This is a genomic window from Geotalea toluenoxydans JCM 15764 (assembly GCF_001311985.1).
GTDB classification, from domain to species: domain Bacteria; phylum Desulfobacterota; class Desulfuromonadia; order Geobacterales; family Geobacteraceae; genus Geotalea; species Geotalea toluenoxydans.
In genome coordinates this window covers 115,926-126,914 of record NZ_BBCJ01000012.1, presented here as the reverse complement: position 1 = coordinate 126,914, position 10,989 = coordinate 115,926, and the positions used below count along the sequence as shown (strand labels likewise).

The window sequence follows — 10,989 nt, the reverse complement described above, 5'->3', positions numbered from 1 at the left end:
TCCCTAAGTCCGACAGGCTCCTAGGGGGAAGCGAGCGCTAGTGAGCAGGGGGGTGTGCCGTCAGAACACGAAACCAAGCGTCACCTGAAACTTGTCGTTATCAAGTGCTTTCTCTCCGGCTTTGCGATGGTCGTCGTAAACCTGGTAATCGGCCTTCACCGATAAGGTTGTCGTCGGTTTGAAGACGATGCCGAAATTGGTGTAGTTTCGGTCGTACTTGCCGCTGGCCTTGCTCGGATCACCTATTGAACCCTGCTGGGTATCGAATTCCGAATAGCGGGCAAAGATCAGGGCATCGGCCTCCGACAGCTTACCCTTCTTCAGGCTCTTCGGCAGGACATGGTAGGCACCCTCGACCCAATAGCCGGACATGTTGTGGCCGATATCAGTTACCCCCAATGCGCGAGGGTCGTCCTGGTAGACATGCACATATTCTCCGGCCAAATCAAGATCGCCAATGCTGTATTTGCCGTCAAAGGCTGCGATGGTGGTGTATGCAGTGCCCACCTTGGCTGAATTGGCGGTGTAAAAGGAGAAGTTGGTGTAGAGGTTGGTGAAGGGACGTACTTCCAACCTGCCGGCAACAGCCTTGTTCCTGTTGACGTCGACATTCAGGTTCTGCCTGCCGCCCCGGACGCCGTCTTTGGCCGAAAAGCCTGCGCCGTCCAATCCGTTCATCACCAGCAACTCGTAATCTACCTTGGTCCCCAGAGAGCCATAGATCCCTGCTCCCATCTCAGACCAGGTTGAGGGAATCAGATAACGGTCCAACTGTGGCCTTTCGCTGGAATTGAAGTTGGTCGGCTCATGGTAAAGATTAGTCGCACCTAGAGGAACGAGCATGATACCTGCTTTGAGATTGAGGGGACGCGACAGCTTGAACTGGAGGAAAGCCTGCTCCACCAAGACCTCTCCCGAAAGTTTTTTTCCGTCCTTCACGTCACCACCGACGCGCCATGCTCCCATTCCAGTTCGGTATTCAAGGTGATCCAGTCGCTCAGGTCGGAATTTACATAAAGGACGAAGCGGTGCGGATCGAAGGCATTACTTCCTTTACCGTTGCCGTTTTCCCGTGTCACGATGTAATCCAGCTCGCCGTATCCACCAAAGCGGGTACTATCCCAGACTTTCTTCGCATACCCGTCCCCTCCACTCTCCGCTGAAGGAGCCGGCGCCTTGATCGCCTTCACCTGGTTCCGTAATTCCTCAACCTGCTGCTGCAGTTCTTCAACTGTTGCCGCGCGGGCCATGGATGCCATGCTGCAAAGTATGGTTACTGCAGCCATTAGTACAAATGATTTTTTCATCTCTTTTCTCCTTTTGTTTTGATTACATTTCACGCGTGGCAACGTTAACCCTCCTTCGACCACTGATTGTGATTTTCATTTTCTTGATTTGAATAAACCTATACACAGTTGCCATTGCACAATACAACGGCACTTCCACTTCTTCAGCCCGGCTTTTTTAAAACTGAAAGTAGATTTCAAATAACATGAAGCCCTCTTCCCTGTCAACCGTGATTATCATTATTTTTTTCTTAAACCAGTAGGATTGACTGCCGGCGCGACAAGATGGTAACGTGTGCCGATGCATAGTATCGAGTGTGACACCGTGGTGCTTGGCGTCCTGGATTACGCAGATGCGGATAAAATCGTGACCCTTTTTACACTGGAACACGGCAAAGTAAAGGGGCTGGCCAGGAATGCGAAAAAAAGCCGCAAACGTTTTGGGGGCGCGTTGGAGCCCTTTGCCAGGTTGCGCCTGCAGCTGACGCTGAAGGAAGGGCTCTCCACCCTGAATGGTGCGGATGTGATCAACGTCTTCCCCCATATCCGTGCCGACCTGTCGAAGATAGCCAACGCTGCCTATGCCTGCGAACTGGTGGAGCAGCTTGTTGGCGAAGGCGAACAAAACCCGCGCCTCTTTCGGCTGCTTACCGCCTACCTAGAACACCTGGACCTGACTGACCACGCCCCCTCCGACCGTCGCTTCTTTGAGGCAAATCTGCTGAAGGTGCTCGGCTACCAGCCGGAGCTTGCCCGTTGCGCGTCTTGCGATCAGGACCTGGCCAACATGCCGCAGCTCCGCTTCTCACCATCCTTTGCCGGCATCCTCTGCAGCTCATGCGGCAGAACCGGCCGCCCCGTTTCGCCCGAAACCATCTCCCTGCTGATCCGGTCCCTGACAACGGGCGAGGTTCGCTGGTGCACTTTTCGCCGGATGGGCTGGCAGAGGCAGGCGCCATCCTTGATGCAGCAATCGCCTGTCATCTGACCCGCCCGCTCAAATCCCTGAACTTCATGGAGCAGGTTTCCTGTTGACCCCATAACGGCAGCAAGGTATATTGACGCGTTCATTTTCACTACCGGGTTTATGCCCACGGATATGCAGATGCAAACAACAGATATGAGAAAACTGCCGCCACAGAGTCTCGAAGCCGAGATGTCCATCCTTGGCGGCATTCTTGTGGATAACGATGCTATCAACCGGGCTCTGGAGATCATCACCCCCGACGATCTGTACCGCGAATCCCATCGGAAGATCATGCGCGCCATGATCGAACTCAACAACCGCAACGAGCCGTGCGACCTCATCACCCTCACCTCGATCCTGAAAAAAAGAGGGGAACTGGAGGAAACCGGAGGGGGCGCATATCTGGCCACCCTGGTCGATTACGTCCCCATGGCGGCCAACATTGCCTATTACTGCAAGATCGTCAAAGAAAAGGGGGTCACCCGCAAGCTTATCAGCGCCGCCACCGAGATCGTCAGCCAGGGATACGAGGATAAGGTGGACGTGGAAGAACTGCTGGACACCGCCCAGAAGGTGATCTTCGAAATCTCCGAGAACAAGCTGCGCCCTGCATTCTATCCGGTCGGCGCCATCCTCAAGGACACCATAAAGAACCTGGAGGCGCTCTATGAGAAAAAGGAGCACGTAACCGGCGTTCCCACCGGGTTCGTGGACCTTGACGGCATGACCGCCGGTTTTCAACGGGGAGACCTGATCATCATTGCCGGGCGACCTTCCATGGGCAAGACTGCCTTTGCCCTGAACATTGCCCAGCACGCAGCCATCCATGGCGCCCCCAGATGCCCGGCAGCCGTTTTCTCGCTGGAGATGAGCAAGGAGCAGCTGGTTACCCGTCTCCTCTGCTCCGAATCCAGGGTTGACGCCAGCAGGGTGCGTACCGGCCATTTCCAGGAAACGGACTGGCCGAAGCTGATCAAGGCGGCAGGCGCTCTCCATGATGCAAAGATCTTCATCGACGACACTCCCGCCATCTCGGTGCTGGAAATGCGCTCCAAATGCCGGCGCATGAAGGCTGAACACGATATTGGCTGATCGTCGTCGACTACCTGCAGCTCATGCGCGGCAGCTCCAACCCGGAATCCCGCCAGCAGGAGATCTCGGAAATATCCAGATCGCTGAAGGCGCTGGCCAAGGAACTGGATGTGCCGGTGGTGGCCCTTTCCCAGCTGAATCGCGGTCTTGAAAGCCGTACCGACAAAAGGCCCATGATGAGCGACCTCCGCGAATCTGGCGCTATCGAACAGGATGCCGACATTATCATGTTCGTCTACCGGGAGTCGGTCTACTGCGAGAAATGCAAGAACAAGGAGCAAACCTGTGAAGAAAGCCATGTGGGCAAGGCTGAGATCATCATCGGCAAACAGAGGAACGGCCCCATCGGTATTGTCGATCTCGCCTTCCTCGGCGAACACACCAGGTTCGAGAATTTGAGCAAACGGGAAGATTTCTGATCTCACACCAGTTACTTACGAAAGGAATATTGCAGATATGACTACTTATAACGCACTACGCCAAGTACCGGCAGCGGCTCAATACAAGGAAGGGGACGTGCTGGTCCTTTGCGGCGAACTGTTCGGCCGGGGCTACGCCAACGGCATTGTCGACGAGGCACGGAAGGCCGGGATGACAATTATCGGCACAACCGTGGGCAGACGCGACGGTGACGGCACCCTGCGTTCGTTGAACGGTGAGGAACTTGCCGAAGCTGAAGCAAACATCGGCGGCAAGATCATAAATATCCCCCTGGAGGCGGGTTTCGATATGGAGCCATACGGCCCTGATGGCCGGTCAATTGCCGACCAGCTCAAGGGGGTGAAGCCTGACGATTGGGAGAAGGTCAGTTTTGATTGGAACCAAATCGAGCAGGCACGCCAGCAGGGTGTCCGTCGCTTCAAGCCAACCTGGGGCTTGTTGCCGACGAGCTTGCCCGACTGCTTCCCTCGGGAGCCAATGTAATATTTGCCCACACCATGGCAGGGGGCATTCCCAGGGCGCGCATTTTCATGCCCCTTCTCAACCGCGTTTTCAAGGGGCAGGGAGAGCGTTTCCTTTCGTCGGAGACCTTCTGGAATTCCGGTCTGGGAAAGCTGTGCAAAATAAGCTTCGATGATGTCACAGCTGATACCTTCCGCTACCTGATCGATGCCACTGCCGGCCTCAGGAACAAGGTCAATGCACGGTACACGGCGTACGGCTACCATGGTTGTGAGGTTCTCATCGATGGCAACTACGCCTGGCAGTCGTATACCCCCTACCTGCAGGGCTGGGCAAAGATAAGACTGGAAGAGATTGCCGAAGATGCATGGAAGTCCGGGATCAAGGCCACCGTCTTCAACTGCCCCGAAATCCTGACCAATTCCAGCGCCCTTTTCCTCGGCGTTGAAAACTCACTCTACATGCTGCTGGCGGCACTGGAAAAAGAAGCTCCCGGCCCGGCAGCCGATGGCATCAGGACCGCATGCCTCGCCCTCCTTGCCGACGGCATCACCATCGACAACCTGCTCACCACCGCCCATGACTACCTGACCGATCCGTTAACCGTTGCCGGTCGCGATCTCAGCAGCTGGCCCCAGCACAACAGCCTCCCCCTGCAGGAGTTGATGCTGAACAGCTCCGCCAACTTAATCGCCATGAACAAAAACCCAAAGGAAATCGTCTGCGCGGTCCTTTCCCAGGAGGTTTTCCGGGGCGTGGGAAGGCTGATGTTCGACTTTTCCTGGATGCCCGATGCACCCGTTGTATGGCTGAACCACGATGTAATCGCCAAACGGCTGGCTACTGTTTAGGACGGGAGAAACTACATGGCAAAGGTCCTGCTGGTAGATGACGTCAACATGTTCCTGGAAATCCAGAAGGGATTCCTTCAACGTTCGTCAGTCACTATCCTGACGGCAAGGGATGGGGCAGAGGCACTGGCGATCACTCGCGCTAAGCGCCCCGACGTGGTCTTCATGGACCTGCATATGCCGAACATGGGAGGGGCAGAATGTTGCACCGCCATCAAGGCCGACGCCGCCTTGCGCTCCACCACGGTGGTGCTGATCACCTCTGTGGGAAAACCGGACGATGAAATCCTGTGCAGGAAGGCAGGCTGCGACAGTTTCCTTACCAAACCGCTTGATCGTAACGACTACCTGGAATTGGCCCGCACCTACCTTCCCCAGATCGACCGCCGTGAAGATAGGCTGCGCTGCAGCACGAAAGTCAGATTCACCATCTTCAGCGCCAGCCTCTCCGGTGAAATTCACGACATCAGCAACCATGGCGCATACATAGCCACCGATTACAACATGGAAGCCAATGCCATTGTAAGCATCATCTTTGCCCTTCCCGGCGATGGCGCCATCATCCAGCCAAGGGCCGAGTGGCCTGGCTCAACACATCCAGCGCCCGCAAGAAAAAGAGCCTGCCCGAAGGCTTCGGTGTCGAATTCCTCGATCTCTCCCCGGAGGCAAAGGCAGCCCTGACAAGCTTCATTACCGCAGCAAACTGACACTGGCATGGCTAAGGCCATAAAAACCCCACCGATCCCCCTCTTGTAGAATCTATCGTCAAGGTGGCGCTCACCAACCTCCTGATCTCATCCTGCGTCCTGCTTGCCCTTCGGCCGTAACTCACATTCATTTCATGATCATCACCCCGGTTATGTCACCTTACATCCACCAGCAGCCCAAGGTGGCTATCGGCCTAAACTTCAAATGGAAAATTAACTTCGCCTAAGCACGGAGGGATAACCGTTATTTTACCGAGTTAATTTTAATGCCAATCCACCAATTATCACCATTCTTAAATATATCTATACAGCGAACCTATTTTCAGTAAAAGAATTTCTAACTAATGAGAATCTAACTTCAAGCATTCTAACAATATATACATCTTTATGGATTAATGAGCCATTTTTTTGCCCTTTAGATATATTTTACGGACCAATTTGTGCTAAGGCTCCAACAGTCATCAAAGTCACCGTGGAGAAGATGAAAAAATGGGGGAAAAAAGGATATTGATCGTAGAGGATGAAAAACTTATCTCTCTTTCCTTGTCCTTTATGCTCAACAGGAGAGGCTTCATTGTAGATGCAGCTGCTTCAATTGCTGAGGCGAAAGAGAAATTGAAAAGCTTCAGGCCGTGCGTGGTGCTGCTCGATCTCTGGCTTCCCGACGGCAGCGGCCTGGATCTGCTCAGCCGGATCGAATCCGAAAGGGAAGATATAAGCGTTATTGTCATGACGGCCAACGCCGATGCCGACTCGGCAGTAAAAGCTCTGAAACTGGGAGCTGAGGACTTCATCGGCAAACCTTTCAACATGGAAGTGTTTCTCCATGTCATCAACAGAACCCTTGAAAAGCAGCATCTGGGCGAGACCGCCGACTTTTTTCACCAGGAATTGCGCAAGAAAACGGAAGACGACAAACTGGTAGGAACCAGCGAAGCCATGGTCGATCTTTTCAAAATGATCAAGGTCTGCTCCGAAACAGATGCCAAAACTATTCTGCTATTGGGTGAAAGCGGCACCGGCAAGGAGCTTGTTGCAAGGGCAATCCATTACCACAGCGCCAGGGCAGACGCTCCTTTTACCGAAATAAACTGCGCAGCTATCCCGGAAAACCTTCTGGAAAGTGAGCTGTTCGGCCATGAGAAAGGAGCCTATACCGACGCCGGCAAAAGGCGAAAGGGTATTTTCGAGCTGGCCGAAGGGGGAACGGTCTTTCTCGATGAAATTGGTGACATGCCTTTGTCCATGCAGGCCAAGGTGTTGAAGGTCATCGAGACCAAGCGTTTTCGACGTCTGGGAAGTGAAGAGGACATCCAGGCCGATGTGCGCATCATTGCCGCAACCCACCAAAATCTGCAGGCAATGGTCAAAAGCAGCACCTTCAGAGGCGACCTGTTCTACCGTCTGAATGTCATGAGCATTTGCCTGCCCCCTCTGCGGGATCGAAAAGAGGATATTTCGTTATTGGTCGGCTACTTCATCCGCCGTTTGAATGAGGAATACGGAAAAAAGGTGGAAGGCATATCCGAAGAAGCCCTGGCGTACCTGACCGCCTATGACTGGCCGGGAAATGTTCGCGAGTTGCGCAATTCCATCGAGCGCAGCATGATGTTGGAGCAGGAAAAAACCATCTCACCCCGATTTTTAAATATTGAAATAAAGCATAATTTCGAGCAGAAACCGCAACCTACGACCAACCATGGCCAACCGGGCAATTCGACTGGCTTTGGTGGTGTATCTGAGACCGGCGGCCTCTCCATTGTGGAGCTGGAACGGCGAATGATCCGTCAAGGGCTGGAGATTGCCGGAGGAAATCAGACCAAGGCGGCAAAATATCTTTGCATCAGTCGCGACACCCTGCGCTACCGTATGAAAAAATTCGGTCTCCGGGGCGAAAGAAAAAGAACGGGAGCAGCTGCTACCTGATCTGCCCAAGGGCTTGTTTTAAAACTTCTCGCACTGACATCAACATCGTCTCATGATTCCCATTCTTGATCCTTTGGGGGAAGGGTCAAGGAGTGTGGTCCACGGCGCTACGCCTGGCCCCATAAAAAGGAAGAAAGCCAAACGGAAAGAAAGCGGCAATACAAAAAATCGGCTTTCAAATGAGGATGAATTATGAACCTAAAAATCAGAACAGGTATAGCCGCCTTACTTGTCGTCGCAAGCGCAACGTTCGCTTACGCCGGACTGGTCAACTATACCGAAGGGACGGGTGTGGCCACCTCCCCCCACAACATGAACCTCTATCTCCCCATCGCCTCCGGCGGAACAACCTCGGGCGATCCGAGTCAGCAGGTGTGCAAGTTCTGCCACACGCCGCACAGCGCCAGATCGACCGGTGAAACCGGTTACAACCCGCTGTGGAACAGGAACCCGGTCACGCAAAATTTCCTTCCTTACAACGGCCTTCTCAAAGAAGACTACATGGCGGATCCGACGTATCTGGATAAAGCCCTCTCCCTGCAAGCGGTAATCGATCCCGCCGACATGATGGACGGGCCATCCCGTCTCTGCATGAGCTGCCACGACGGTACCACCGCCATCGATTCCTACGCCGGCAAGATCGGCTCATTCACTCCGACGGCACCAGAGGTCGTGCTGGCTCCTCTCGGTGACGGCCACTCAGGAGAAAGTGGCGGCAATCTCATGAACGACCACCCTATCGGCTTCAGCTACAAGCAGGTTGCAGCCAATGATTCCTTTATCCGGCCGGCCAATGTGGATATCGGGTGGGTCCCCGCCGCGGACAGGAAGTGCACCAAGATAGAAGAACTGCTCTACAAGGCAGATAAACTCACCTGCGCCTCCTGCCACGACGTCCATAACACTGCAGCCAGGACGGCAGCCAAACCACTGCTGCGGGTTAAAATGGATGGATCAAAACTCTGCCTGACCTGCCACGACAAGTAACTCGATACATCCACCTGAAAGCAGGCCGTCTCAGGCGGCCTGCTCCTTCCGCACTCCAAGCTGCGCAAACATCATGTATCCGGAGACGAGAATGCAGATCCACAGTTCCACAAACTCCACCCTCAGGTATCGGCACATCCTTTTTTTTCTTTGTCTTTTAATCTACCTTCCCGGTTGTTTTGCACCCAAACAGGTTAAAGCCCCGGTTTTCTTCCCGCCTGCTCCCGATGCGCCACATGTTCAATATCTGACCAGCATCTCTTCAATCAATGACATCAAATCATCGATCTTTGCTGACACACCGGGCGTTAATGAAGTGATCGCCAAACCCTACGGCATCGCCGTCAGGGGCAGTAAGATCTTTATAACAGATGTACCCTTGGGCCGAATCACCACCATAGATCTCAATGAAAAGACCTTCCACCAGTTGGACACGGAGATACTGAAATCTCCCATCAACATCTCCTTCGATGATGAGGGCAATGCCTTTGTTGCAGATACGGGGAGCAAGAAGGTAATTCGCTTCAATGGGGATAATCCCACGGGCACGTTCTCAATCGGCGATATGAAGCAACTGATGCGGCCATCAGGGGAAAAGAACTGTACGTGGTTGATTACAGCAGCAGTGAGATCAAGATATTTGACCTGCAAACCGGCGAGCAGACCCGTGCAGTCGGCAGGGACAGCAAAGAAGGTGAGACCCTTTCCTTGCCGACCAATATGGCACTGGACAAGGATGGGAATATCTATGTTACCAACCTGGGCACCTGTCGGATCATCAAAATGGATCCTAATGGCAAGGTGCTGAAGCCTTCGGCGCACTGGGGGACCGGCCCGGCCAGTTCACACGCCCAAAAGGTATCGCAGTGGACGATGCAGGCTGATCTACGTGGTGGACGCCGGCAATCAGGTGGTGCAGATTTTTGATCCTGACGGACAGCTGCTGATGTTTTTCGGTGAAAGAGGCTCTAAAGAGGGGACTCTAAGCATCCCCGCCGATATCGCCATCACCCGCGAAAATCTCGAATACTTCAGGACCTTTGCCGATCCTTCCTTCGAGGCGGAGCAGCTTATTCTGGTTACCAATCAGTCCGGTCCGAGAAAGATCAGTATCTACGGCTTTGGCCACCGCAAGGAAATTGCCGGGACCTAATTCCTAACAGGTTGTTGAAAAACGTCATGAGGAGGTCGCTATGCAAGGCTCAAGCGAGCGAGGAGACGAGTCGTACCCTATGTACGTTGAGTTTCCGAGCGAGCGGCAACGTAGCAGAGCGACCCCGCAATAGTTTTTCAACAACCTGCTAAAGCATCAATTCCCCCTGCCCCGAACATGGGTCACATCACCCAACTGCACCCCCGGTTGAGTTAAGTGACCCAATCTTCCTCACAATTCAGAAAACCACATAATACGGCAGCCCCCTGTACAACAGCTCCAGGAACCGATTGTCCATCAAATATAGATTTATCTAAATAAAGGTATACATAATGCAATCTAATAAGCGCGCTTTCAGCAGCATACCGTTTGGCCTTTAAAACGGCAGCTCCCCATGTGCGGCATCCCCCAATGCCGGACCATCAGGGGAGCAGAGACGCAATCTTCATCAAGATTGCGAAACAAGACAAAAAGAAAGGAAGGTAACATGAAGAAGCGATTTAAAGGCTCACTGCCACTGGTGGCCGCGGTCGGTGTCACATTCACCGGCCTATGGCTCTCCATGGGCACAGGTCTCGCTGCTCATCCACCCATTGAGCTGAAGACCTATGACGAAGTGGCAGTTCAGTACGGCGTACCCTTTTCAGTAGATGCAAAGGGCAATAAGGTTCCCGCAGGCCCCATGCCGGTCATGGTCGGGGGCAATCCCCAGAACCCGATGCAGGGATTTCCTTACAGCCCCAAGGCCACATGCGGATCCTGCCACAACGGCACCACGGTCGCCCAGTCGTCCGGTAAGGTATTGAAGAGCTATGAAGCCCTGGCCGACCATGCTTTCCATTCGGCCCTGGGCGCCAACGAATGGAATGATTCCCCCACCGGCGGCTTCGACACCACCGTCAACCGGCAGAAGCCATGGAACCAGACCAAGGCCATGTGGGGTAAGTGGTGAAGCCCCTCTCTTCGCCAGGTGGCGAATTTAATGCGGCAAACTGATGGTAAAGATCTGACCTACCCTAATTCTGATCTATTCTTGTATGGCGATACAGCACCAGGCAGCAAATTTACAAAAGTGGACCTCTCCGTCTGGGACATGGCCACCAACTGTGGCAGCTGT

8 protein-coding genes and 3 pseudogenes are annotated in these 10,989 nt (G+C 53.7%); 9 read left to right on the top strand and 2 right to left on the bottom strand.

Annotated elements, in window-relative coordinates; translation table 11 throughout:
* Window positions 1–60: 60 nt before the first annotated feature.
* Entirely contained in the window at window positions 61–939 is an 879-nt protein-coding gene (locus tag JCM15764_RS09810) for a putative porin (protein WP_243688692.1), read from the bottom strand.
* Window positions 936–1,307, bottom strand: a complete 372-nt coding sequence (locus tag JCM15764_RS22725; RefSeq protein WP_243688691.1) for a hypothetical protein — start codon at window positions 1,305–1,307, stop codon at window positions 936–938. Before JCM15764_RS22725 ends, JCM15764_RS09810 begins: the two co-directional genes overlap by 4 nt.
* A 280-nt stretch (window positions 1,308–1,587) precedes the next feature.
* Here JCM15764_RS22725 and recO point away from each other — a divergent pair.
* The 9 genes and pseudogenes from recO to JCM15764_RS09765 all read left to right on the top strand — a co-directional run bounded on the left by recO (window position 1,588) and on the right by JCM15764_RS09765 (window position 10,824).
* A pseudogene (gene recO / locus JCM15764_RS09805) lies at window positions 1,588–2,321 on the top strand (DNA repair protein RecO).
* Between the two features lie 70 nt (window positions 2,322–2,391).
* Window positions 2,392–3,764: pseudogene (gene dnaB, locus JCM15764_RS09800) on the top strand (replicative DNA helicase).
* A gap of 37 nt (window positions 3,765–3,801) precedes the next feature.
* A pseudogene (locus JCM15764_RS09795) lies at window positions 3,802–5,099 on the top strand (enoyl ACP reductase FabMG family protein).
* Between the two features lie 15 nt (window positions 5,100–5,114).
* The gene (locus JCM15764_RS09790) at window positions 5,115–5,780 is read left to right on the top strand and encodes a response regulator (protein ID WP_243688690.1); all 666 of its coding nucleotides are present in this window, start codon (window positions 5,115–5,117) and stop codon (window positions 5,778–5,780) included.
* A 515-nt stretch (window positions 5,781–6,295) separates the two neighbouring features.
* Window positions 6,296–7,732 (top strand): sigma-54-dependent transcriptional regulator, encoded by a 1,437-nt coding sequence (locus tag JCM15764_RS09785; protein WP_054695147.1) that lies wholly within the window; start codon window positions 6,296–6,298, stop codon window positions 7,730–7,732.
* A gap of 192 nt (window positions 7,733–7,924) precedes the next feature.
* On the top strand, window positions 7,925–8,719 hold the full coding sequence (locus JCM15764_RS09780) for a cytochrome c3 family protein (protein ID WP_054695146.1): 795 nt from the start codon (window positions 7,925–7,927) through the stop codon (window positions 8,717–8,719).
* 91 nt (window positions 8,720–8,810) lie between these two features.
* Window positions 8,811–9,527 (top strand): NHL repeat-containing protein, encoded by a 717-nt coding sequence (locus JCM15764_RS28115; RefSeq protein WP_054695144.1) that lies wholly within the window; start codon window positions 8,811–8,813, stop codon window positions 9,525–9,527.
* Between the two features lie 81 nt (window positions 9,528–9,608).
* The gene (locus tag JCM15764_RS09770; RefSeq protein ID WP_054695142.1) at window positions 9,609–9,872 is read left to right on the top strand and encodes a hypothetical protein; all 264 of its coding nucleotides are present in this window, start codon (window positions 9,609–9,611) and stop codon (window positions 9,870–9,872) included.
* Between the two features lie 487 nt (window positions 9,873–10,359).
* Complete coding sequence (locus tag JCM15764_RS09765) at window positions 10,360–10,824, top strand: hypothetical protein (protein ID WP_054695139.1); 465 nt, start codon at window positions 10,360–10,362, stop codon at window positions 10,822–10,824.
* Window positions 10,825–10,989: the final 165 nt, after the last annotated feature.